General features: G+C 40.3%; 17 protein-coding genes. 1 reads left to right on the forward strand and 16 read right to left on the reverse strand.

Annotated features, from left to right (window positions below; genetic code table 11):
* The first annotated feature begins 135 nt into the window (after positions 1-135).
* Complete coding sequence (locus V7K69_RS25635; RefSeq protein ID WP_335039601.1) at positions 136-1,047, forward strand: M23 family metallopeptidase; 912 nt, start codon at positions 136-138, stop codon at positions 1,045-1,047.
* Positions 1,048-1,473: 426 nt separating this feature from the next.
* On the opposite strand, the gene V7K69_RS25640 is transcribed toward V7K69_RS25635, so the two are convergent.
* From V7K69_RS25640 to rfbC, 16 genes are all read right to left on the reverse strand, one after another.
* On the reverse strand, positions 1,474-3,057 hold the full coding sequence (locus V7K69_RS25640; protein ID WP_335039603.1) for a mechanosensitive ion channel family protein: 1,584 nt from the start codon (positions 3,055-3,057) through the stop codon (positions 1,474-1,476).
* 719 nt (positions 3,058-3,776) lie between these two features.
* Positions 3,777-6,005, reverse strand: coding sequence for a bifunctional diguanylate cyclase/phosphodiesterase (locus tag V7K69_RS25645; RefSeq protein ID WP_335039605.1), 2,229 nt, complete (start codon positions 6,003-6,005; stop codon positions 3,777-3,779).
* 699 nt (positions 6,006-6,704) lie between these two features.
* Entirely contained in the window at positions 6,705-7,835 is a 1,131-nt protein-coding gene (locus tag V7K69_RS25650) for a glycosyltransferase family 4 protein (protein ID WP_335039607.1), read from the reverse strand.
* Between the two features lie 34 nt (positions 7,836-7,869).
* Positions 7,870-9,324: an O-antigen ligase domain-containing protein gene (locus tag V7K69_RS25655; RefSeq protein WP_335039610.1), complete on the reverse strand. Its 1,455-nt coding sequence runs from the start codon at positions 9,322-9,324 to the stop codon at positions 7,870-7,872.
* A gap of 111 nt (positions 9,325-9,435) precedes the next feature.
* On the reverse strand, positions 9,436-10,362 hold the full coding sequence (locus V7K69_RS25660; protein WP_335039613.1) for a glycosyltransferase family 2 protein: 927 nt from the start codon (positions 10,360-10,362) through the stop codon (positions 9,436-9,438).
* Positions 10,280-11,482: a glycosyltransferase family 4 protein gene (locus V7K69_RS25665; RefSeq protein ID WP_335039615.1), complete on the reverse strand. Its 1,203-nt coding sequence runs from the start codon at positions 11,480-11,482 to the stop codon at positions 10,280-10,282. Before V7K69_RS25665 ends, V7K69_RS25660 begins: the two co-directional genes overlap by 83 nt.
* Positions 11,483-11,775: 293 nt before the next feature.
* A complete protein-coding gene (locus tag V7K69_RS25670) occupies positions 11,776-12,768 on the reverse strand; it encodes a glycosyltransferase family 2 protein (RefSeq protein WP_335039618.1) in 993 nt (330 codons plus the stop codon).
* Positions 12,769-12,827: 59 nt separating this feature from the next.
* Complete coding sequence (locus V7K69_RS25675; protein WP_335039620.1) at positions 12,828-14,030, reverse strand: glycosyltransferase family 4 protein; 1,203 nt, start codon at positions 14,028-14,030, stop codon at positions 12,828-12,830.
* A 70-nt stretch (positions 14,031-14,100) separates the two neighbouring features.
* Positions 14,101-14,940 (reverse strand): hypothetical protein, encoded by an 840-nt coding sequence (locus V7K69_RS25680; protein ID WP_335039622.1) that lies wholly within the window; start codon positions 14,938-14,940, stop codon positions 14,101-14,103.
* Positions 14,941-15,036: 96 nt separating this feature from the next.
* Entirely contained in the window at positions 15,037-16,878 is a 1,842-nt protein-coding gene (hepA, locus tag V7K69_RS25685; protein ID WP_335039624.1) for a heterocyst formation ABC transporter subunit HepA, read from the reverse strand.
* A 213-nt stretch (positions 16,879-17,091) separates the two neighbouring features.
* Positions 17,092-17,811, reverse strand: a complete 720-nt coding sequence (gene hepC, locus V7K69_RS25690; protein ID WP_335039627.1) for a heterocyst development glycosyltransferase HepC — start codon at positions 17,809-17,811, stop codon at positions 17,092-17,094.
* 588 nt (positions 17,812-18,399) lie between these two features.
* Positions 18,400-20,628 carry a GumC family protein gene (locus V7K69_RS25695; protein WP_335039629.1) on the reverse strand — a complete coding sequence of 743 codons (2,229 nt, stop codon included), beginning with the start codon at positions 20,626-20,628 and terminating at the stop codon, positions 18,400-18,402.
* A gap of 125 nt (positions 20,629-20,753) precedes the next feature.
* Positions 20,754-21,854, reverse strand: a complete 1,101-nt coding sequence (locus V7K69_RS25700; protein WP_335039631.1) for a glycosyltransferase — start codon at positions 21,852-21,854, stop codon at positions 20,754-20,756.
* A gap of 301 nt (positions 21,855-22,155) precedes the next feature.
* Entirely contained in the window at positions 22,156-23,469 is a 1,314-nt protein-coding gene (locus V7K69_RS25705; protein ID WP_335039633.1) for an NAD(P)H-dependent oxidoreductase, read from the reverse strand.
* A gap of 109 nt (positions 23,470-23,578) precedes the next feature.
* Positions 23,579-24,820: a glycosyltransferase gene (locus tag V7K69_RS25710; RefSeq protein WP_335039636.1), complete on the reverse strand. Its 1,242-nt coding sequence runs from the start codon at positions 24,818-24,820 to the stop codon at positions 23,579-23,581.
* Positions 24,821-24,981: 161 nt separating this feature from the next.
* Positions 24,982-25,536, reverse strand: a complete 555-nt coding sequence (gene rfbC / locus V7K69_RS25715; RefSeq protein WP_114082315.1) for a dTDP-4-dehydrorhamnose 3,5-epimerase — start codon at positions 25,534-25,536, stop codon at positions 24,982-24,984.
* Between the last annotated feature and the right edge of the window lie 82 nt (positions 25,537-25,618).

The raw sequence follows: 25,618 nt of genomic DNA on the forward strand, positions 1-25,618 counted from the left end.
ACTTTTAGCACGAAAGTCTCTGGCTAAGGTCTTAAAAATAACATATCTGTTAAACTTCCTGATATTTTCCGAGTTAGCTTGAAACAGCAAATAATCAGAAACTATCTGAATTATTGTTTTAATAGGCTTGCAATTATGAAAAAACTTACCGTTTTTCGATACCGCACTTGTGGACTAATTGGTTTAATATCCTTAACTGCCGTATTAAGTACAACTACATCTGCCCTAACACAGTTAGCAAGCGATTCCCCAATTGGGCAAACTCCTATCCCCGCTTCTAACTTAATCTGGCCGACTCAAGGGTTTATTTCTCAAGGCTTTCGCAAATATCAACATGAAGGAATTGATATTGCAGGGGCATCTGGAACCCCAGTTGTTGCTGCTGCATCGGGTACTGTTGTAAAAGCAGGTTGGGATAATTGGGGGTTAGGCAATGCCATAACTATTAAGCATCTTGACGGTAGCACTACTGTTTATGGTCATAATCGCCGTTTGCTAGTGAGCAAGGATCAACAGGTCATTCAAGGTCAAATTATTGCTGAGATGGGATCTACAGGCAATAGTACAGCACCTCATCTCCATTTTGAAGTGCATCCAAATGGTCGAATAGCAGTTGATCCCCTTCGTTTATTGACATCTTTAACTGCAAGTGTTTCCCCTGCTTCTAAAATTCAGCAAGTGGATAATTCGAACTACCCAGTCTCGACACCTCCCGTAGCAAAGCAAGTTTCACCTTCATTGCCTCCAATTGGTATTGCACCTATAGGCAGTGATACTAATTGCAATGGAGTTACCATTATTGATGGTGAGACTGCAAATATTCATGTCAAGGTCTGTGAAGAAAATGGCCAGTTATTTTATATTGGGCAGTTGAAGCAAGACCCAAGCAAGCCTATAAAAATAGCAGCTTTGAATATTGGTAAAAGCAGATATCGAGCAGATAATGGTAGTTTTTATTATTTAGTCAGCCCTGAAAGAGTGGAAGTTTGGCGAAATGGCACTCAAATGCGTTCTGATAAATTTTATACTTTAACCCAATCACCATAAAGTTTAGTATTCAATGTTTGACTATGGCTTGAGTTGATTAATTTGCTCAGTGATTCCATAGTTATTTATTGCTGTAGAAATTATCATAAACTATTCTGATGCGTGAGCTTACTTTTGTTTAAGTCTCGTTAAAAGAGATAACCAGGGCGTAGGAAGTAACTTATGCTGCTGACAGGGATATGTCAACTTAACCAGATTTACGTTTGATAATTATCAATCGCATTTGGTCATAAGTAATTTCCTATCGCTCTGGTGCTTGTTTGGCGGTGAAGTTTCGCCAAAAGTATAAAAGTAAAGGGCTTTCCAAGCCTATAACAATCATTACTATTTTGCTGTATGAATGGACACAATTTTTGCTAGCTTTCAAATTTCTTCCAGTCTGACATAACATCAACTCGCAATGCTTGTTAAAAATAAACTGCTAAATTAACCTTCAGCACTTTCGGCACGAATGGGAATTACAATTCCTTCGCGCAGCAGTGCATCCGTAAAAATCTTTCGAAGAACGCGTTGAATCTGAAGATGTTTTCCTGGTTTCACCTTCGTTAATGTCCGCAGCAACAAGTTCGATTCTCCAAGGCTTTCCACTCCATCTATTTGTGTACCTTCAAGCACATCTGGATCGTTTGTTTTTAATTGTTGTCCTACCTCCTCAATCACTTTGTACACATGGGCTAAGTTGGAATTATAAGGTACACCAACTTCCACTACTGCAAAGATATACTGTTTAGAATAATTGGTAATTGAGCCAATATCTCCATTGCGAATAATCTGCAATTGACCATTGGGATGTCTAATACGAGTGGTTCTGAGTTCAATTGCTTCAACAACACCTTCGACAACTTTCTCTTCGGCTTTCCCAGCCTCGATATAATCACCCACTAAATAGTAGTTTTCAAACAGAATAAAGAAGCCGCAGACTATATCATTGATCAGTGTCTGTGCCCCTAAACCTACAGCTATACCGACAATACCAGCACCTGCAAGTATAGGAGTTGGGTCAATGTCAAGAGTATATAGAATAGAGATAATAGCAGCAAAGTATACAAAATATTGTAAGAAACTCCGAAAAAGAGGAACAAGTGTCAAGCGTCTACTTCTTTGAATATCAGTTAGATTCCGGTCTTTAAACAGCACCTCTTCAACAAGTAAGTAAACGACCTCAAACAACACACGACTAATGAAGATGATGCCGATGATCTTAATGATTCGCGGGCCAAAAGCTGCAATATTGGCGATTAACTGCACCTGTTGAATCACTAATGTTGCCATGCAGACATAAATTACAAACTCCAGACACCGCTTTAAAAAGGGTATCAGGTGTCGGAGGCGATCGTAGAATCTTAAGAGGTTATCAGGGTTGGAGTATCTGACACTCAGAGCATCAAGAAAATCAACTACCGCAGCGACTGCTTTAAGAATCAGCAACCCGACGGCAATAATTAGATAGATTCGCAGTGCAATGTACAAATATTCCGAAACCGTTGCTGGTAGTTTGAGAAACTGGGCACATAAGATGACAGCCCACAGCCAGATTCCACCGCTAATTCTGTGATAGAGTGCGTTAAAGAAAACATCAATACTTTCATCATCGGCAGTATTTTTTTCTAAGTTTTTGGCACGAGTGCTAGCTACCTTCAGCCAATATTTCAGAAATTTCAGTGCGATCGCGGCTAATATGAAAGTGCCAATGCTCTGAGCTATGCCAATTCCTAGAGTTATCCAAAATCCTGATGGAATACGCTCAAGCATTGCTATAGTGTATTGTTGAAGGTTTTCGCCACGATAAACTAGATAACCATTAGCACCCACAATCAAAATACATGACACCACGCAAGCAAGTAACAATAACCCTGTGATGTTCCGACGCAAGGTTTTGATACTCCTATCTTCGCTCTTTAATATAGAGGTCTTTGTAAATAGCTTGAATAACTTGCTTACAAGCCAGTTCAGTAATAAAAAAACAAAGATTACAAGGCTGACTTCAGCTAAAATGATTAATATATTCATGTGCGATCGTAAAACTTAAATAATTTAAGCGTTTTATTATCAAAATCTATTGAGAGATACCTTGATATCTCTATAAGATAGATGATAATTATTTCATATAATCATCTGTTGTCAAGCTATTAACATCTAAATCACTTCATACCTAAGTGATGATTTCCAAAAAGCCTTTAAGTAAGATATTTGTGTAATTTTGGCTTCAAAAGTTATATAAATCACCTTTCAATTCAACACACTTAAGTGTATGTTCATTGATAAGCGATCCAATTCCAGGACTTATACCATTTTTAAAAAAGAATCCAAAAAGAAAGATTTTCGGTTAGGGGCAATTGAATTACCCCTACCACGTATAGTTTCGCGTAAGTTCTAAATTCATATCAGTTATAAGTAAACACTGGTTTAAACTGCTTAAGCGTAGCCTGTGGCAAGCAGTTATGAGATTTTTTAGGGCTTTTGAAAACTGTTAAGTAACCGGAATAAACTATATACACCAAAATACATGAAGGAGAAACTGGGGGATAATATTTTTTACTCAGTATTTTCAAGTTAGATGGGTGGAAATAAAGCAAACTATATTAAAAAATATCAATTGACCTTTTTTTATTAAAAATTAAGAACAATAATTTTTAATTAATTTTGGGTACAAGCCCCCACTGATAGAAAAGCGACTTGACTACCCCTTTAGATATAGTAGTTATACAGCAGAGAAAATGAAACTGGTACTAAAGAAAAGATTTAGGCTCAACATCCTGACAGTTTATCTGCACCACACAATTTCTTCCTTGTGCTTTTGCTTGGTAAAGTCCCTGGTCAGCAGCAGCAATTAAGGTTGCGGGAGATAATTGGCTATGAGGAGTGACGGTTGCCACACCAAGACTTAGAGTGATGAATTCGCTAACCTGAGAATGGGGATGAGGCATTTTTAATGCACTAATATTGGTCTGAATATTTCTTGCAACTGCAATGGCCCCTTCAATATCAGTATTCGGTAAAATAACTGCAAACTCTTCTCCACCATAACGAGCAACTAAATCAGCAGGGCATTTAACTGTTTGAGAGATTACCTTGGCAACCTGTCTAAGGGCATCATCTCCTGCCAGATGTCCATGTGTATCGTTGTAAAGCTTAAAGTAATCGACATCGCACAAAATTAAAGATAGCGAACCTTGCTCTCGTGCCAACCGTTGCCACTGTGTGTTGAATGTGTCATCAAAGCAGCGTCTATTTCCCACTTGGGTCAGACCATCCGAACAGGCAAGGCGCTGTAATTCTTGGTTTGCTTGTTGTAATTGGTGGTAAAGTTCTGATTGCTGAATAGCGATCGCAGCTTGTCCCGCTAACTGGTTAAACAAGTTAATCTCCGATTGCTGCCATTGTCTGGAATCACGGCATTGGTGAGCAATCAATAGTCCCCACAAACGCTCTTTCTGCAATATAGGCACGACAAGGTTTGCCCGGATTTGCAAACTTCGCAGAAGGTCAACATGACACGGCGATAATCCGGCAGTTTCAACATCTTCGATCGCTCTGGTGTTACCTTGTTGAAAATAAATTGCACGGGTAGATTTAAAGCACGTGTCCATAACGTGAAATCCTAGAATGGACATACACTCTTCTGCTAAGGATTCTACAGCTACTAACCCACTCCAGTCTGCCTCAAACTGGTAAATTATTACTCGGTCTACCTCAAACAGTTGCCGCACTTCGGCTGCTGTGGTTTGCAAAATCTCGTCTAACTCTAACGATTGCCGAATGCGCTGCGTCACGGCTGCGACAATTCGCTCGGACTCATTTTGGTGTTGGACATGGCGCTTAACCAGCTTAGAATCCGTCGATGCTACATTTAACGCGATCGGATCAAAGTGAGGGGTTGTAGTGATAGGCACTGCACTGGGTTTAGCAATCAAATAGCCTTGAGCAAGATTTGCACCTCGTTCTCGCAGCCAGTTCAGTTCCTCAATACACTCAATTCCTTCCGCAACTGTCTGGATGTTCAACTTTTGAGTAATCTCTAAAAGCTTCTCGGTAATCGCAGCTTTGTAAAGGTCTTGATGTACATCTCGAATTAACTCCATATCCAGCTTGATAAAGTCTGGACGTAACTGATGCAGCAAGTTTAGGCTGGAATAGCCAGAACCAAGATCATCAAGAGCGACTAAAAATCCAGCATCCCGGTAGTATTTAAGCACTGCCTTGAGATGGGTTAAATCTTGAGGATTATCTGATTCCACTACTTCAAAAACAACGCGATCGTGGGAAATTTCAGCAAAATCAATTGCCTCTACTGAACTACGTAGGCAAAAAGCTGGGTCATAAAGTGACGTTGGTGCAAAATTGATGAAGATATGGCCACTCACTTCGTGCTGACTGAATTGAGTGATTGCGCTGAGGCGAGCAACTTGATCGAGTTGTGGTACTAGTCCGGCTTCGGTTGCTAACTCTACAATTGGTGCTGGTAGCACTAAATTGCCTTCTTCATCCAGTCCCCGTAAGAGCGATTCATATCCAAAAATGTGCGATGTATCGTTAATTGAGACAATTGGTTGGAAATAACTGGTGAATCGTTTTGTTGCCAGCATTTCAACCAGCCAGTCGGATTGGTTCAACTTAATGAAACGTTGTAATGAGGCTATGTCACTAAAATCATGGAGTTGAGGTTGGATATTACCTTGAATGAAAAGGACTTGCGTCTCTTTTAATTCTCTAGGTGCAAGTAATTTAGCCAGGTTATGGGCAATTTCTATAGACTGTCCGGGTTTACACTTCAAACTCAAACCTGGTCGCTCGTGCATCAGTTCATACTCAAGTCCAAGCTGCTGTAGGTAGGAGGTAACTTTTTTGAGGGTATGTGTAACAGGGAACCAGAGAAAGAGCCTGCCTGCCTCCTTAATCTGGCAGCGTCCAACATTGCGACAAGCACAGGTTTTGGAGATAGAACATATCTGGCTCATAGCTAACTACTTTGTTCAATCAAATTTATTTTATTATTCCCACTATTTTTACAATAAAAGATAAACTATGCTTCAAATATATGAAGATTTGATGAGTTCGGTAATTTGAAGAATTGGGTGTATCAAATAACAGAGCAGCACATCTATAGCTTTGTACCAAATGTTTAAGTAATAGTCGATCAATTTTGTAGAATAAAGCAAATTAATAAGAGTTAGATAAAGAATTTAAGCCGTGAAATCAAAAGAAAAATCAGCTAGGTAAGGAATAATTTTTACTAGCTTAAGTAAGCTGGCGTAATAAAATAAAACTATGTAAACAAAAATGAACTAAGCTGAAACCTTTGTGCCTATTGACTTTAGCAAGATTGTCTATTGCCTTATCCCAACGACAATTATTTACGCCCACTCACTTAATTTAGCTCCACTTTATCCATATTGTTAAGCGATGCGACTAGTATGAGTTTTTACATCACTCAAGTAAGCTGATAGATCAGACAGTTAAGTAATTAATTTCAAAAATAAGAGTAGAAAAGTTGCAATGGAACATCTCTACTCGCCAAGATAGGGGAAAATTCGGAAAATTGCGATCGCTTGAGACTTTGTATTATTTGTTAACCACAGACATTACATAGATAATTCATCGGCATCTATCTGTGGTTTGATTTTACTAAAATTGACTTTTGCAAAAAGTTTACTGTTTCATTCAGCAGATGAAACGCTTGGTATTGCAGAACGAATTGCACTAATAAAGTTTTGAGCATAATTCTGCGTTGAAAAATCTAAAGCGCGTTGCCTAGCAGCGATTCCTGCACTGCGAGCAAATTCTTGTTCGTCAAGATAGCGGAGAATTGCGATCGCTAATTTATCCGCATCGCCGTAAGGTGTTAATAGTCCATTCATCCCATCGGTAATAATTTCTGTCGGGCCACCTGCATCGCCAGCAATCACAGGTTTACCCAGCGCCATCGCCTCAATAATCACAATTCCAAAGGGTTCTTTATCCGAGGCATGAACGAATACATCCATCGCCTGCACCCACTCCGGGATATTACGCTGTAATCCAGCCATAATTACTTGTTCTTTCAAGCCCAAGGTAACAATTTCGGCTTTTAAGAAGTCCTCATAGTCTGGTTCTAAATCGTGCTTACCACCAACTACCACACAATGAGCATCAGGATACTTCTCTAAAATTTTGGGCATCGCTTGCACCAATATGTGCATTCCCTTCCATCGTTGCAATCGTCCGACAATTCCAATCAATGGGCCGTGTAAAGGTAAGCCTAGTTTGCGCCGTGCTTCTTCAGGAGTTGGCAAAGCATTAGGCTCAAATCGGTCTAGTGCGACACCAGGATAAACCAAGGGTGTTGGTCTATGAGGCCAAATCTCTGCTTGTGCTTGCTTACCATCTTGAGAGAGGGTGATAATTGCGCGGGCTGGGATTAAAGTAGCGAGTCGTACCAACCAAGTTTTATCGCTAGGTACTTCTAGTTGATACCATACAGCAGGCAACCCAGCCAGCATCGCCGCCAAGCCTCCAGATATATGCGTAATCCACATCCAATTGACAATTATATCTGCACGTTCGCGGCGTGCGATCGCAGCTATCTGAAAAACAGCGCCAATAAAACGGTGGATTTGGCGTAAACGTCCACTTTCTACAACTCGCGCATCAATGCCAAGGGACTTTACTTGTTCTACCATCGGGCCGGGTTCTAAAAATATCACCAGCCACTCAACACCAGCATTACGTCCCTGTTTTACCAAATCCCAGAGCATCATTTCACCGCCGCCTCGTTGTTCGGCTAGTGGCATTACAATAATTGCTTTCATAATTTAATCAGTCCTATTTAAGTTATCAGATTTATCAGATCCCCGACTTCTTTGAGAAGTCGGGGATCTTGGGATTACTATAGTATTTGTGTCCTGCCATAGCCATAGCCAGAAATCCCCAAAGAATCATCCCTGCTACACTTAACATTCCGCTACCGATAATTAGCTGTGTAGCAGAACTGATGCCAATCGCGCGGGCAGCACTAATAAAACTATCAAAACGTCCTTCACTATAACTGCTAACACTAATAATTAACAAAAGTAATCCACCCATATAAAAGATGGCTCCAAACCAACCAAGGGTGAAAAACATATCTAAAATGCCACTATCAATCACCACAACTTCAATTTGTCCGGTTTTTTCGTTGACTTTCCAAATATTTCCTAAGCCGTTACCTAAACCATTAGAAAGTGCTAGACCAAGATTTTTGTCATAACTTCCCGACCTATCTTTAAAACTTGTATCTTCTTGAAGATTAGAAAAAGTTTCCAAACGGGCTGATACAACTCCAGCAATTGGCTCAATAGTTGTTAATGGCACAACACAAATTGCCATCACTGCAATTATAATAATTAAGCGCATTTGAATTCGCGCCTTGACTGAAGCCACAATCATAATTATTCCAAATAACCAGCCTCCCCAATTAGTCCGCGCTTGTGTTAGTAAGAACGACAAGTAACCAACAGCTGAAGCAGGAAAAATTAAATTTCCCGAACTGGTAAATAACAATAGTAAACCAGCTTGCATGACGGAACCAAAAGGGCCGACTGAGTGCAATGTACTCCAGACACGCATCCCGAAAGGTACAGGGTTTCCAGAACTCATGAATAGTTTTGATTGGATGAGCCAATACCTATCCCACTCAGGAGCTACTACGAATTGATATATGCCATAAGTTCCTAAAATTAGCACACACCAAAGAAATGTTCGCTGAATATTCTGGCGATAGCTAGGATAATCTCGCCAGTTTATAAATAAGTGAAAAGCGAAAATAATCGGACTAAGCCAATCCATCAAACCGCGTGCTACGGGGATTGGTGGGTTATAAATCAGACCGATGAGAAAGCCATAAAAAACTCCGATAAAAGCCATAACAAACGGCAAACCCCCTTGACGTGAGGCGCGGGGAAAATGTCGCAAGAATGTGGCGATAGTTACAAACACCACCAAGTATGGTGCTATGAGCATCTGACGGGTAGCGTCCCAGCCTACCCGATAGTCAACTAAGCGGGTAGCTAAGGGTGTGAGAAACCATATCCACCAGGTAAAGCTGATGTAGAGAATGGGATGCCGCAAGTATAAAAACACGGCTACAGCTAAAGCCGTCACCGGATAAATTAGGCGCAATGCAGCAGTAGCACCAGCAAAATAGCACACTACAGTTAGTAGTATAAAGCCTGCGATCGCCATCCACCCCTGTTGCGATCGCTCTTCTGGAGAATAATTTTCTTCTAAAAAACTATTGAAAAGTATCTGTCTAGAATTCATTCAATTTTAGATTTTAGATTTACACATAAAAAATCCCAAATGAAATAATCAGTCTGCAATGACCAATAACGAATGACAAATGACTAATAACAAATGACAAATGACCAATGACTAATGACCAATGACAAATTGTTTATATCCCTGCCAACGCCCACGCCAAGATGCCAGCAATTTTTTCCCCGCCAACTGCCCTTGGCTAGGTAAAAATCTTAGCCATTGTACGAAACCTAAACTATCGCACGTACCTACAAATACTGCCCAGAATAAAAATACAATCCGGCGGATAAATGGCAAATGCTCTAGTAAAACTAGGGTTTCATTATGGACTAAATTAATAAAGGCAATCTCGTTAAAATTATTTCGCTGATCTTCATCAAAACGTTGTGCAGGATAGTGATCTACAGCAACATTAGGATCATAAATTATCTTCCAACCAGCCCGCTTTAATGCCAGAGTAAACGCCATTTCAAAATGTACCTGCGCCCCAGTACCACGCATCCGCTCGTCAAAGCGCAATTGTCCGATGGCCTCTTTACGAAAACTCATGTTTACGCCTTTGAGAATATCGACTTCGCGGGGTTCTCCCACTCCCAGATGATGGTTGCCAATCACTCGCCCAAACCACTGCAACTGTCCCACTACTGGGCGAGATTCATCTTCTAATTTGCTGCCGTGGTATACCCAATCACGCCCTCCCAAACCGCCGAGGCGACTATCTGAGGTAAAGTAAGCAGCGATGCGCTCTAACCAATCTGGATGAGGTGCAGCATCATCATCAGTAATGGAAACAATATCACCCTCCACTGCTGCTAGTCCGGCGTTGAGGGCTGCTACTACCCCCGGTTGTGTGACTTTCACAATATGCAGTGGCAGATTGGGCGCGTTTAATTGCGCCAAGAATTGCCAAGTTTCTGCATCCGTATCGCGGACAACCACTATCACCTGATCAACGGGTTTAATTTGCTCCTGTAGCGCCAAAAGGCAGCGTGATAGGTCTTGTGGACGGCGATAAGTCGGTATCAGAACGGTGTTCCGCATTCTTGCTTAACTCCTCGAATAAATCCACATAAGTTTGTGCCATATTAGTCCAACTGTGTCGTTCTGCCACAGAACGAGCGGCTTTGCCCATTTGCTGTATGAGGGTGGGACTACTCACCAAAGTCAGCAATGCCAGAGCTAAAGCATCACTATCATCTGAGTCGGATAAGACGATGCCACATTCTGGTGTCACCAACTCTCCGCCCCCGGTGGCTGTGGCAGTAATTACTGGTAGTCCTGAAGAAAGTGCTTCTAACAATACGAGGCTGCAAGCTTCGTATCGGGAAGGAAAAACAAATAAATCTACTGCTTGCATAATTTGGGGGATATCACGACGAAATCCTACAAAATGCACACGTTCACTTAACCCCAATGATGCTGCTAACTGAGGGAAAGGACTATTTTGGGTGTGTCCCACTACCACCAAATGTAAATCGGGAACTTTTACCAAGGCGTGCAGTACTGTATCTAAGTTCTTTCTGGGTGTGCGGATGTCTCCAGCGAACAATGCTAGGGTGACATTTTCCCGTAAACCTAACTTTTGGCGATTGGTTTCACCAGGGGCAAACTCTTCTAAATCAACGCCATTGATAATTACGCGAATACGAGAACGAGGCACACCAATATTGACTAATTCGTGAGCTACCTTTTCGGATACCGCTACGACAACCTGCGCTTTTTGGAAAGCCTGCTTTTCCCAACGGGCATTAAAAGCCGTAAACAGCCACTGGTATAAACCATATAAATCTCGGCGGTTGCGGGAAATATGAACAGGCGATCGCAACCATGAACTGTGGACAAAATGTACAGCATTCACATCAGCCGCAGCCAGATTAATTGCGCCATTGACTTTAACTAAAGCAATCTCAGAGCGATGTTGACGTAACCAATCTGCACTTTTTTGGGCAAATATGAAATTACGTACAAATTCTGTCGGATAATCTTTGACTGGAATTGGAATCCAATTAACTTGACTATTAGTTTCTAGTTCTGGTGCAACTTCACTAGCTAACAATGTTAGTTGATGACCACGACGAATTGCTTCATTAGCAACTTCATAGTTTACTCGTCCCTGTCCATCGCCTTTTTTAATTTTATGAGTAACAATACAAAGTTTCATCCAATACCTTCTTTCGTAATTTAAGCTTATGCAGAATCGCAAATAAAAACTTGAAAACAATCCAATACAATTCAGTTAAGCATTTCTTTATTCTCTCAGTGTTCTCTGCGTCTCTGTGGTTCGTAAAAATGACTTTAACAAAGAGTTTTAGCCTTAACTTAACCGTATTATCAAATAATTTTCTTTTCTTACTTCGCGTTCTTTGCGCCTTTGCGGTTCGTTAAAAAATAGTATTTACACAAACAAAGATTTTCAGGTAGGGGCAATTCATGAATTGCCCCTACAAGACTCTGCTATTTCGACAACTCTATTAATTTATTTGCCAAAAATTGCGGAGTAAAACTAAGACTTAGTGCAACTAATGTTCGCGCATTAAATTTTTGTTTAGTCAGCGCCTGCCAAAAATAAGGACGTGCTACTGCTATCTGTTTACTTCGCAGCAAACCAATTCCCAAAGTTGTATTAGCTTCTAACCATTTCTGTTGAAAATACGTCCTAAATTGCTGTAACCGAGCGTCTTCCATAAAGACTTGATAACAGAACATTTCGCTTTTAGCTTTGCGAATTTTTGCCTGGACATCTCGACTACCACTGAGCATAGTATCAGTTTGCTCATGGGCGCGATATCGCGTCAGTCTTTCTGGATAATAGTAAGCGCCATAACCAGATATAGAACAGAGATAAGTTAAATATAAATCCCACATTCCGCCAACTTCTGATGGCATACTATCCCAATCGATAATATTATTGCGAATAACACAAGATGCCGCAGTGGGTATGCTTTTATCTACTAATCCAATTTTGTAAAAAGGTTGATGAATTCCTTTTGCTAGTTTGTCTCGCTTATAACCGCGTGTGTTTTCTTCAGTCCCGACATTATTAATTATGCTATTAGTATCTATGATATATTGATCGCAAAAAGCGAGAATTAACTCAGAATTTGCTTCTAGAGGTGGTACCAGCTTTGCTAAAAAATCTTCATTCCAGATATCATCATCATGGAGGCTAGCAACGTATTTACCTCGCGCCATTTTGAAGGCGTGTTGCTGATTAGCAAGCATACCCACATTTTGCTGATGTCGCCAAAATCTGATGCGTGAATCACCAAAAGATGCCACAAGTGCTTGAGGATTTTCTGGACTGCAATTATCTGAAACAATAATTTCGATATTTTGATAAGTCTGTTTAATAGCACTAGCGATCGCTTGCTTGAGATAGTCTGGTCGGTTATAGGTAGGGATAATAACACTGACCAAAGGCTGTTGGCATTCTTGAGATAATGACATATTTTTTTCCTTTATATTTAATAGATAGATAAAAGATGCACCTTTAGAGCAAATTAAGCTTATTTCACTTGAGAAATACTATATAGTTTTTTCGTTCTTGCAGGAAATTCAGCTATTGTTTTTGCATAAATTGTTCGCAGATTATTTACATGAGCAGCCATTGTAAATTCCTTCATCAATAAAGCATGGCCTTGTTCACCCATGTGTCGGCTTTTTTCATAATCTCCATACAAATTATGAATAGCATCTGCCAGCTTTTTGATATCATTACCTGGAACAAGAACACCCGTTTCTCCATCTCGCAAATGTTCGGGAATACCTCCGACTGCACTACCAATTACAGCTCGATAACGAGAGTATGCTTCTAGAGTTACAAGACCGGCAGGTTCAGGCCAAACACTAGGAAAGATAACTGCAAAACACTGTTCATAAAGGTTATTTAATGTGTTGCGATCGCACCAACCATGCCAAGTAATTCGCTTACTTAATCCGAGTGTATTTGCTAACCTTTCTAAGCGTGGTCGTTCCCAGCCTTCACCTGCAATATCAAGTTGAATTTGCGGATTAGTATGTATTAAGGTTTTGAGCAGCCATTCCAGACCTTTGTCAGAAACAATCCGTCCAACAAACAAAATTCTATGATTTTGGTGGATATCTAAACTCAGGGGTGCAGTTGTTATTTGTGGTGTAGAGATACCACAGTGTAACGTTACAATTTGTTCAGAGGGTACACCGTTTTTAATTAACTCTTGACGCACGTATTCGCTATTAGCAACAAAAGTAATTTTTACCTTTTTTATGACATCTAATAACTGATGAGTAATTTGAAGTTCTTTAAGAGTTCTTAACGGTCTACGGCTACCACATTTATCTGCTAATTTACCCCAGGTACAACCTAAGTAAGAGAAGTTGCGATCGCAAATTGTCCGTTGCCCTGCTAAATACTTTGTGCCACTAGGACAGTACAATGAGTGGTTATGAACGCTGAAAACCGTCGGGCATTCGCCTGTAAGCTGCAATAGTAAGTCTGGGCTGTGGATGTGCAGCAGCTTAAATTTACTTTGGTCAACACCCTTCAGCGATTTTATCACGCGATCGCTAACTTCAGGTGGTCGATGTTCAAACAGAGAAGCTAAATAAGTTTCAACACCTCCGCCTTCACCTACATCAAAATTGGAACATTGATAAATCAGGTCTTCTTCAAAAAGCCCTTTATGCAAGTGTTTATTATCTTGTTTGGCTTCATTGATTGAGTTAAGCATTAATCTCCATTTGTCTTGACGTTATTATTAATTAGATTCCTCATATCAATAGAGGCTTATCTTCATCAACTTATATGCCAACATTAAACCAAAGCTTGTGTCTAACATCACTCACATAATGTCTGAGAGCAATGTTTTTACTTGCAGATTTATCTGGATAAATAAACTGATCTTCTACATTTAGAACATATTTATTTGAGCATAGAGGTTTACCATGATTGTGGTGCATGGTCAAATGTACAATTGTTTGCTCAGTAAAATAGCTAGGAGCTTCTGGAAGATTTGCTAAACGTTTGATGGCAAAACTCCAGTCAAATTCATGCCTAAATAATATAAATCCACCATTTACAGGATTCGATTTCTCAGACTCATCATAAATAATTCGCTCGTCAAGCGACATTGAACAATCAGGTAGATAAAGAGAGTATTTATCATCCGAGTTACTCAAATCAATTAAGTCAATTCCGCCAGGAAAAAATAAAATATCCGAATCAGTGTAAATCGTAGTACCATTAACAGGAATCGACATCAACGCCGACAACTTTCTGCCCATTGGATGCAGTTGGGCATAATCAAGAACACATTGAGGTAAATCCGTTCTCAGAAAGTTTTGTAAAAGTATTACCTGAACGCAGGGATGGATGCGGCGGAGTAAATTACAACTAGACTCTGTGTAACTGCCATCAGAAACTACAGTGAATGTATCTGGAATGCCGACATGACGAATGAATGAGCGAATACTTGCCACTTGTTCTGGTAAATCGCGTTCGCATGATAAAGCATAGATACTTACCGGAACTTGCCGAGTTTGCTTTATTGGGATACTGATAATCTGAGAAATGGCTGCTTTATATAGAGAACGATTAAATTTACCTTGAATTTTAGCAGTATGGTAGCCTATATTTACCATTTATTTTTCCTCATTAAAATTATCAATAACTGAGTAGGGAAATGAATTCGTAATTTATATTTTGTAAATTACGAATTACGAACTATGAATTACGAATTACGAATTATAGTATTGCATCTGGTGATATTCCCACAGCTTGCCTTGGCGTGCGAGTAATTCTTGATACTTGCCCTGTTCTACTATCCGTCCTGCTTCCAAAACTACGACTTTATCTGCTTTCGCAATAGTAGAAAGACGGTGAGCGATCGCAATTACTGTTCTACCCACAGATAGCTTTTCTAACGAATCTTGAATTAAGCGCTCTGATACAGAATCTAAGGCACTTGTTGCTTCATCCAAAATCAAAATTTCTGGGTTCCTTAGTAGCGCCCGTGCGATCGCAATTCGCTGTCTTTGTCCTCCAGATAATCTAACACCCCGATCTCCCAATTGGGTATTAAAACCTTCTGGCATTTCTAAAATAAATTCCAGCGCATTCGCTAATTTAGCAGCTTCTTGAATTTGCTCATTAGTTGCTTGGGGAGTTCCATAAGCAATGTTTTGCCAAACATCAGTATTGAAGATAAATGTGTCCTGACTGACAACAGCTATTTTACGACGTAGAGAATTAATTTCAAACAGTCTTATATCAACTTCATCGATATAAACATTTCCCTCTGTGGCATTGTAAAATCGGGGAATTAAATCAGCAAGAGTAGTTTTACCAGCGCCAGAAGCTCCAACTAGTGCAGTCATTTTTCCCTTTTCAATGGTTAGGGTAATGTTATGTAGCACTATATGCTGGTCATCATAACCGAAATCTACAGATACTAAATTTATTGCCCTTTCTAAAGCTTTAAATTCCAGTTTTCCATTTTTAAAATAATATTTGTCATCACTTTTGAGCAAATTTTTAATATTGTCTGCTGAACCATGTAAGGTATTGAGAAATGCTCGTGTGCCATTAATATCTTGAACAAATGGGATGAAGCGAAATAGGACAAAGAAAAATGTTAACAAAGAAGCAACTTGTAGCGTTCCATTACTAACCAGGCTAGTGAATGCTAAAATAATCATTCCTACTAAGACTGTAGTAGCGACCCCTTCAGCAATTGGCTTCACAAGTGTCCAAGTGAATACAACTTTAGTTGTAGTACTTACTACCTTGTCGCTAGCTTTGTAGTAACGCTGGCGCTCAAATTCTTGAGTACCACAAGAATGAACAGTACGGATGCCATTAATAAATTCTATGGCTGTTGATGTAAAGTTAGCATTGGCAGTTGTCATGCCAAAACTGGATTCTCTAACTCTGGCATTCAGATTAGATAACCCTACACCTAAAAGTGTAAATAGTAACGCTGAAATTACAGTTAATTGCCATGATATCAAAAACATTGAGATTAAGTAGACAAGAGTTGTTATCCCTCTAGTTACTAAAAATGCTGCACCACTAAAACCCTGTCTAATTCTTTCGATTTCTGTGGTTATTGTGTTAATTAGTTCACCAGAACGAGTTTTGGCAAAGTAACTTAACGATAATGATTGTAATTGTTCAAAAATTTGCTTGCGTAAGCGATCGCCAAAATGCAGTTGGGATAGTTCAGTATAAACTAGTCCAAAATAATTGAAGGCAACACGTAACCAAGTACTTAATAATATCAGTGAAGATATGCGGTATAGACGGTTAATTGATGATGACTTAGATCCTAAAACTAAAGTATCAAACCATTCTATTCCTGTTTGGACAGGTTGAGCATTTGGACTAGTTAAGCTTTGCAAGAATGAGAGTAAAAAACCAATGCTTGCTCCTTCAAAGGTTGCTGCTAAAATTGAGAATATTAGAGCTAAAATTACTATTTTGCGAAAGTGTTTAAATTCTCGCAATATCAAATAGTTGTCTTGCCAAAAGCTAGAAGCTTTGAGCAGACTACGGAATTTTTGAGGGAGTTGAGAATTCATGGATTTTATAATAATAGTTTGGCAAGGTAGATAGACTGCTATAGATCAATACTGCTGAGTTAAGGGTTAATTCTTTTTTTGAACGAACCGCAGAGGCGCAGAGAACACAGAGGAAGAGAAGGAAGAGAAGAAATGCCTTAACTGAACTGTATTGCTACGTAAGCAATTTTCGCGTTAGTCTCAGTGCGGTAGATGAAATACCGCACAGATAAGTTACAGGGTTTGGCTATCTAGATGTAAGAGGTGAGACTGTGCCTCTAGTTCCCAGGAAGCTTTAATTTCTGGTAGTTTATTTAGCTGTACTGCATCTTCTAAAGTCCAACCATGAGATCCAGTCAAACTCATGTCACCGCGCAGCACGTTAAATAACTGTGGCAGATTATCGAGATTGTGTTTACCCATCCAACGCCCTAGCGGTGTGATCTTGTGCGTGCAAAACTTCATTGCTTGAAAGAGTTTACCGTGTTCTCCAACACGCCATTCACGACAAAAAAGCGTTCCTGGTGAGTAAACCTGCATTAATGCCATCAATCCCAGCATGACTGGACTTACTAATAGCAGCAATACTAAAGCAGCAATCCAATCAATTAATCGCTGCAATTGTCTCCAGGGTTGATTAGAAGGTTTATTGCCAGCAGGTATGCTTAGGAATATTGGTTTTTCAGCTTCTTGACACGCATCTGCCCAAAACCTGAGCAAAGCCTCACCCAGCTTTGGATCTATGCTTACCAAACTTACTGGAGAATGTTGTAAGCATTCTACTAGCGATCGCTTACTATTTAATGCAGGCAGATATGGTTGTTTCACTCGTCCAGGCTGCTTCACCAACAACTGACCCCGCCGCCACTGGAGTGTGCAGTACCCACGATTATCTTGGTATTCCTGGGTTACATCATATAAATTTTCTAGAGTTGGAATTATTGAAGCTGTCATAATGTCTTTGGGTTTATACAGGAGTGAATTACTGAGGCGTTATCAAAGGCTATCAATGCCAAAGACCCAAATCCGAATCTTGTTGTAAGTCCAAAAAGTTGGAGATAATTTAGGGCAAAAATATGTTATTTCTATTTGCCACTCAGCCAAGCACATATCGTCCAGAAGTCTTCTGGTGTAGAGGTTTACTAATCAACGTTACTATCAATATTCATGGGCAATCGGTATTTTCCGGTAACTACTGAAAGTAGAAATATGTAGAGGGAAATTACCCATAAATCTATATCTACGTTTAATTGTACTGAGGCTTTTATTGTGTTGATAGATTTAACAAAACCAGTCCAATCTTGTCTTCTAGCCTTTCTGAAGGTGCTTTAATCTCTAGAATATAAGACTATCTAGAAATAGCGATCGCTCAAATAAATTCTTTATTTACTCTTTAAAGAGCCAGTAATTTCTCTGAAAACCCATAAAGATCGCATAAATATACTAAAATTTTCCTGATAGCAATAAAATTAAATTTGTTCATAAATGCAAAATCCCCGACTTCTTAAAGAAGTCGGGGATTTATACATCTCGCGGTACTAACTACTTTTCTACAGCTTGACGGAGAGCTAATTGCTGTTGTTTGATATAAGGTACGTAATTACTGCTAGAGTTTGATACCCCATTAGCTACAACCCCAATCAGATTTAACTTACTTAGCATTGCTGTAGCCTGAGTCAACTGGCTTCGTGTCACAATACCAATGCTTGCCACCATCACCACGCTACGACAAGATGATGCCGTAAGCATGGCATCCACCAAACCAAGAACTGGGGGAGCATCTATGAGTACCAAATCATAGTTTTCCTCAAAAGCTGCCATCAACTGCATCATTCGGGGAGAACTCAACAGATTCGCTGGATCAGCAGGTTTAGGGCCAGCAGTCAAAATATCGATGTAGGCAGAACCTGCGTATTGAAGACTAATCTGGCTGGGTAGACTTGCATCACTCGCTAGTAGAGTTGAAAGTCCCTGTTCATTAGGAAGATTTAGTTGGTGGTGCAGGCTGGGATCGCGTAAGTTGGCATCAATTAGTAACACCCTTTTGTGTAAACGGGCAGCACTCATTGCTAAACCTAACGCCAAAGCTGACTTACCCTCATCTGGTAAAGCTGAGGTAATCATCAAAGACTTCAAGTTAGCAACAGTATTTAAAAGTTCAATATTTTTGTAAATCAGATCCAGCGATTCCCAACGTGGTGGAGATTGCAGTACCTGAATTGTCCAAGGGGCGAGAACTTCTGGTTTGCCAAAGGGCAATTTAATCATTGATTCTCTGGGTTTAGCTGGCGGTAGCTTGGGGGTTGTTCCCAACAAAGGTAGAGCCATTTGCTTCTCTAACTCAGCAGTGGTATGAACTGCATCATCAGCCGAATCTCGAATAAAGGCAGCAATGCCTCCTAACATCAATCCAACCACAGCACCTAACAGCAAGTTCTGTTGGAGATTGGGGCCTAATTGTGCGCCTTTTTGAGGATCTTCTACCACTTCCCAATTAAATCCACCCTTGGAAAGTTCTTGCCGCAATTGCTGTTCTGCTCTTAAAAGCTGCTCTAACCTTTCACGACTAAATTGCAACTGCGGTAGCATCCGATTGTAATAAGCCAAAAGAGGCGGGAAGCGTTTGATTTCCAAACGTAGCTCGTTTTCTTTCTGAGCTAAACTTTGATCGCGGGCAGTTAAAGCAACTATAGTTGTCTGCGTTTCTACTAGCTGACCAGCAAGGCTAAGATCAATTTGCCCAAGTTGTCCTTTTTCAAGAAGAGAGTCTCCAGATGTGAACGCACTAGCAGACTTTTCACCTAAAGTTCTTCCTACTTCTTGTTGCAATAATTCCTTCTGACCCTGAAGTTGTTCTTTGAGCTTTTGCACACTTGGAGTCTGATCTGTAAAGCGTAAGCGTTCTTGTGCTAGTGCCAATTCGCTTTTTTGGATTTCGTTTAGTAAGCCTTGATAGCGAGTAGACTGACTCAGGCGAGAAGCAACTAGAGCATTTTGAGGAGAACGGTTAAGTTGTTCTTCCAAAGATTTTTGGCGTGCTAAGGCTTCGCCATACTGAGCGCGAGTTGTCTGTCTTTCTTGAGCGATATTATTCAAAGCTGTCTCAATCGCTTTGGCCTGTGACTCTGGATCAATTAAGTTCTGATTTCTGCGAAATCTTTGTAAATTAGTCTCAGATGCGTTTACTTCTTCACTGGCTTTACTTAACTGTTCCCTAATAATTTGCAGACCTTTTTGTAACCGCGAAGTCTGCTGTTGTTTGTTATATTCCAGATAAACTTGTCGAATTGCACCCAGAACTTTTTGTGTCTTTTCTGGATCTCCAGCAGTGTATTCAACTTGAAATATTTTTGTAGCGACATTATCTTCTTTGCTTCTCAATTGAGTTAAAACTAAAGAAGCTTTAATTTCACCTGTACTGATATCTGGATAATCAGACTGAAGTTTATCAACTGCTTTTTGGATAAGTCCAGAACTCTGCATCAAGTTAAGCTGAGTTGCAGTATCTATGACAATATTAGAGTCAGTAAACTGGCTATCTACCCCTGCTCCTTCTTTCTTACCTTGATAGTTAGATTCTACTAGCAGTTGCATTGAACTTTTATAAGTTGGTTTAGTTTTTAAAGTTACGATGCCTGCTATAGCAATAGAACTAATCAATACTGCTAAAAACCAAGGAAATCTTCGCACAAATACGGCAAATAATTGTCCGTAAGTTGGCTCAGTTTCAGAGGCTGGAGTTATATGAGGATTTAGGCTAGTTTGAACCACTTTTATTATCCTTGTCTTCAAGACTTACGCTAAGAGATACCCCGAAGAATGCCTATTTTTTAACAGCCTACCGAAGACGATAGATAAAATAATAGGTAATCTTATAGTGTCAAGAGATTCCGAAATCAAATGAATATTTGATGCCCGCCACAAGCTTGGTTAATAATTTGCTCAACTTTCCCAAAGAAGGCATTCTCTGAAAAGTTTGCTACTGCATGATTACGGATGCGATCGTAATCCCAAGAAATGCCATTGGCTTCTTGTAATGCAATTTGTAGAGAGTCAGGTGTTTGTCTTTTGAAAAAGACTCCTGTTTCACCTGGTATTTGAGTATCTAATACTCCACCTGCTCCATAAGCGATAACTGGTGTCCCGCTAGCATTAGCCTCTACTGGAACTAACCCGTAATCTTCTAAGGCTGCGACAATAATAGACTTGGCTTTGGAAAACAAGTCTTTGCGGGTTCTATCACTTACGTGTCCCAAGAACACAATATTTTGTAATGCTTTAGATTTTAACCGTGCTAGTTCTGGCCCGTCACCTGATATTAATAAGCGCCATCCTAGCCAATTAAAAGCTTCGACTATTATATCAAGGCGTTTATAGCTAATCATCCGGGCTGAAGCCAGATAATATTCATCTTTTATATCTGAAAAAACAAATTTACTAGTATCAATTGGATAGTTCACCATCATTGCCTTTTTGCCATAAATACTTTCAATACGGCGGGCAACAACACTAGAATTAGCAATGTAAAGGTCAGGCTCCTGTGCATATTTCAGGTCTACCTTTCTCATTACTTGAAATACTTGTTCGATTAAAGGTGCAAAATATCTATAGTCTCCGTACTCTCTTAAATAGGTTGCTGTATCCCATAAGAAACGGGTGACATTATGGCAAAAGCAAATGTGGCGGGCGTTGGGGCTTTTTCGCACTGCTTTGGCGAAGCTGGTGCTACTGCTAATAATTAGATCGTAGTCTTGCAGATCCAAGGCGCGAAAGGCAGGAAAATATAGAGGAGCCATTGACCTGAAATACTTTGCTGCACCAGGGATTTTTTGTAAGAACGTTGTGTTAACGATGCGATCGCCTAGATCAATAGTTTTTTGAGGATCGTACAGAGATGTGAAAATGTCTGCTTCAGGATAACGCTTACAAAGCAGTTCAAATACACGCTCTGCCCCACCTCGCTGGGTTAAATAATCGTGGACTAGAGCAATTTTCATGAATTTAACCTAAAGTTTCGATCGGGTTTGTTTCAAGGCTCCCCAGCAAGTTATTATCAACAACTTTAGTGTCCCGCAGTATAGCTTCTTATCCTCTTTACGAAATTCTGGCGACAAATATGTTGGTAGAGCTTCGGAGATCCCCCCCAACCCCCCTTAAAAAGGGGGGCTTTTTGTGATTTTTACCCCCTTCTTAAGGGGGTCGCCGCAGGCGGGGGGATCTTTCCGAAACGTATAAGGGGTGTACAGCTGTACACCCCTACAGCCAATTCATTTGTCGCAAATATTTTTGGAATCGATATTACCCAACTGCTACCAAGATTTTTTCTGGGGCGAAATAATTGTTTTGCTCAGTTCTTAGTTGGTCGCAGAGTCTGCCTTCAGGTAATTCTACATCCTCATAAGTGAGAACTTGATCCTTATTAATATCCCGTTTCAGGCGACATCCTTCTGCTAAACCAATTGGTAGAAGATTTTGCTGTTGGACGATGGGGGAATTTTCACATTGTCCGTAGGTCATGTAGTAGCCGATGCCATCTAAGGTTTCTCCTGCTTTCAGGTCGATTTTGGCAGTGGTGACAACATCAACTAGCGGCCCTGCTAGCGGAGACATAACAGCATCACCGAAAAGGACTGCACGCGCTACGGACAGAGGAACTTCAAAATGACAGAGGTGATAAGGAGTATAGAAGCTGTAAAGTGGGCCTTCGCCTAATTTGTATAAGTTGAGATAGTGCTGTTGCTTGGGGTCGTCGTGTGTGGCAAATACATATACGCCTGGGCCTGGTTTTGCTCCAACTACATAATCGACAATGCCGCCTAGTTCTTTGAGTTGTTCAACATCATATAGCTGGGTCATTTCATCGACAGAACCGTTGAAGTCATACCCTAACATCCCCCGTTTGGCGACTTTCATCCCTGTGGCATTGGCAACGATCGCTTGCTCAAAGGAAATTTTGGTTCCGTCGGCGAAGCTAGCCACCATGTGGGGCTTTTGACCCCAACGTTTAGCAAATCCTTCCTGGGTGGTGGGATTGCGATAGGGGTCTTGGAGTCCTTTAATGTTACCGCACAATAAGGGAGTTAAACCAATGCTTTTTACAAAGCGGTAGAGGTTCATTTGCACCCCTGGCTGATCGCCATCACAGGCGCTGAGAATCACACCTGCTCTGTCAGCATACACTTTCAGGATGGGGCCAATAGTGCCGTCGAGTTCGGCATTCATCATAATCACATGTTTGCAATGGGCGATCGCTTCCATAACGATGTGAGCGCCAAATTCCACTGCACCTGTGACTTCGATTAAGGCATCGATGCCCTCAGCCCGACACAGTAACTTAGCGTCTTCTGTGACTGCATACTTACCGTTTGCGATCGCATCTTCTAATTCGCTGACACTTGCAACAACTTGAATATCTTCAATTCCTGCTTCCGAATAAGCTTGTTTAGCTGCATCAATCTTGCGATTGGAGATAGCAACTAACTCCATTCCTGGCACGGAATTAACAATTTGGTTGGCAATTCCTCGACCCATAAAACCAGCACCAATCATTCCTACTTTGATAGGATTTCCTGCTGCTGCACGGGCTTGTAAGGCGCGATCGATAATAATCATGAACTAAACTCCTTTTTGGAACTGTTGGTTGTGATACAAATTCTCTATAAACTTGCACTTAATGATTTTTTACAGCTAAATATTAAGTACATTTTCATGGGAATTAAGATTAGTGATTGCTAATAACTGGTTGTTTGCTAGATGATGTGGAAGCAGTATGTTTTTTCTGGCTGTGATTTTCGATAATTTGCTCTACAACATTTCTGTAAACTTGGGCAAACTTTTCTTTGGTATGATTTGCTCTGGCATATTCCCATGCCTTTAGAGACATCATCTGTAGGTTTTCAACAGGCAAATTGGAAATACTTTTAACTTTTTCCTTAATTTCTTCAAGGGAAAGGTTATCAAAAATCACACCAAAATCGTGAACATCAACACCAGATTCGTAGCTTAAAATGGGAATTAGCCCAGCTTGTAAGCAACTAATTACCGCTCCTGACTGTCCTTCAGAAACAGAAGGATAAACCAGCCCTAAACAGTTATTTGTAACCTCTATAAAGTCAGGGCTACTAACATCAATCCACCCATAAGTGTGAATGTTAGGTGTTTCATACAGTTCTTTATAGAAAGCTTGTTCAAATTCTTTGTCATTACTTACCGGGCCACAAACTGTTAAATGGTATTCCGGCATTTGGGCAAAGGCATCTAAAACTAAATCTAATCCTTTGAGGACTAAAGCACTACCACCAAACCATAGAAAACGTTTTCTTACCGCTTCAAAATCTTTCTTGTCAGGATAGGGATAAACGACAGGCGAAGAAATTGGGATACGATACATCGGTTTGTTGGCATACTTGAATGTATCAGTTGTGAAATCGTTACCCAACACAATAGCACAATCGGCATATTCAATTCCCAGGTTAGGAACCTCAAATCGCTGTGGTTTTAAAGTTACACCTTTGCGCTGTTGTACTTCTAAAAGTCTGTTGCATTCAGCTGCATTGCGAAACACCATATTTGCAATGTCAACATGGAAAATTTTGATGCAATCTTTATTGAGTTTTGGTGCAAGTGCTTCCATCCGATGACGGATATCAATGAAAAATGCGTAGTGCTTTTGCGGAACGAATTTATCATTGTGGAACTGAATAACATCAACGTTATAGCCCAAGTCTAAAAAAGTTTGGGCTATTTGCCAAACTTCCCAGTACCAAGTGTGGTCATTAGGCATTGGCTGACCAGGTTTTAAGAGGAATGGTTCAATTCGATAAGAAAGAAGTACATTCCCCTTAGAAGGTTGTTTTGGCTTTAGAGAAACAACCTGTAATGTTTTCGCGTAATTAATCCGAGCTTCGACTTTTTTAGAGACAAAAGAGATAGTATTTTCAACGCGAGATAGAATATTTAACATTTATTTCTACCTAATCTCATTAACTTAATATCTCAGTTTTTAATTAGTAATTGACAGTTGCATATATATCAATCCTAATTGATTCTTTCCTAACTTGGCGTTCTTGGCGTTCTTGGCGGTTCGTTTAAAAAATAATTCACCACCATTCAACACCCCTATCTTTATCTAGAAGTACCGCCAACAGTCATCATTCTCAACAAAGGCCAACTTAAATCTTTCTCAGAGATTTCAGTTACATCTAGAGGCCAATCAATGGCAAAGAATGGGTCATCATAGCGTAAACCTCTCTCATACCCTGGCGTGTAAAATTCGCCTACTTGATATACCACTTCAGTCTCATCAGTCAGTGCTTGATAGCCATGAGCAAACATTTCTGGAACATACAAAGCGCGGCGGTTTTCTGGTGTTAGTTCCACCCCAATGTGTGATAAAAAGCTAGGAGATTCAGGACGCATATCAATAATTACGTCATAGATAGCGCCTTTAGTACAGCGAATTAACTTCGTTTCTGCTGCTGGCAGAATTTGATAGTGCATTCCCCGGATAGTACCTTTTTTGTAGTTAAAAGACAGGTTGCACTGGGCAACTGTTGGCTTTAATCCGTGTGCTTCAAATTCTTGAGCGCAGAAAGACCGAGCAAAAAAACCACGGTGGTCTGGCTTTTCTTCTAAGTCAATAATGAATGCGTCTTTAAGTTCGGTTGCGGTGAAAATCATTATGATTCCTTTGAGATGAATGTTGATAATTACTAGCTGCTTAACGAACCACAGAGACGCAGAGGGCACGGAGATATGAGAC

The sequence above is a fragment of the Nostoc sp. genome (assembly GCF_036917775.1).
GTDB lineage: Bacteria > Cyanobacteriota > Cyanobacteriia > Cyanobacteriales > Nostocaceae > Nostoc.

Coding starts and splice junctions, on each gene's coding strand:
- V7K69_RS25635 (WP_335039601.1), top strand. CDS start 136: ATGAAAAAACTTACCGTTTTTCGATACCGCACTTGTGGACTAATTGGT.
- V7K69_RS25640 (WP_335039603.1), bottom strand. CDS start 3,057: ATGAATATATTAATCATTTTAGCTGAAGTCAGCCTTGTAATCTTTGTT.
- V7K69_RS25645 (WP_335039605.1), bottom strand. CDS start 6,005: ATGAGCCAGATATGTTCTATCTCCAAAACCTGTGCTTGTCGCAATGTT.
- V7K69_RS25650 (WP_335039607.1), bottom strand. CDS start 7,835: ATGAAAGCAATTATTGTAATGCCACTAGCCGAACAACGAGGCGGCGGT.
- V7K69_RS25655 (WP_335039610.1), bottom strand. CDS start 9,324: ATGAATTCTAGACAGATACTTTTCAATAGTTTTTTAGAAGAAAATTAT.
- V7K69_RS25660 (WP_335039613.1), bottom strand. CDS start 10,362: ATGCGGAACACCGTTCTGATACCGACTTATCGCCGTCCACAAGACCTA.
- V7K69_RS25665 (WP_335039615.1), bottom strand. CDS start 11,482: ATGAAACTTTGTATTGTTACTCATAAAATTAAAAAAGGCGATGGACAG.
- V7K69_RS25670 (WP_335039618.1), bottom strand. CDS start 12,768: ATGTCATTATCTCAAGAATGCCAACAGCCTTTGGTCAGTGTTATTATC.
- V7K69_RS25675 (WP_335039620.1), bottom strand. CDS start 14,030: ATGCTTAACTCAATCAATGAAGCCAAACAAGATAATAAACACTTGCAT.
- V7K69_RS25680 (WP_335039622.1), bottom strand. CDS start 14,940: ATGGTAAATATAGGCTACCATACTGCTAAAATTCAAGGTAAATTTAAT.
- hepA (WP_335039624.1), bottom strand. CDS start 16,878: ATGAATTCTCAACTCCCTCAAAAATTCCGTAGTCTGCTCAAAGCTTCT.
- hepC (WP_335039627.1), bottom strand. CDS start 17,811: ATGACAGCTTCAATAATTCCAACTCTAGAAAATTTATATGATGTAACC.
- V7K69_RS25700 (WP_335039631.1), bottom strand. CDS start 21,854: ATGAAAATTGCTCTAGTCCACGATTATTTAACCCAGCGAGGTGGGGCA.
- V7K69_RS25705 (WP_335039633.1), bottom strand. CDS start 23,469: ATGATTATTATCGATCGCGCCTTACAAGCCCGTGCAGCAGCAGGAAAT.
- V7K69_RS25710 (WP_335039636.1), bottom strand. CDS start 24,820: ATGTTAAATATTCTATCTCGCGTTGAAAATACTATCTCTTTTGTCTCT.
- rfbC (WP_114082315.1), bottom strand. CDS start 25,536: ATGATTTTCACCGCAACCGAACTTAAAGACGCATTCATTATTGACTTA.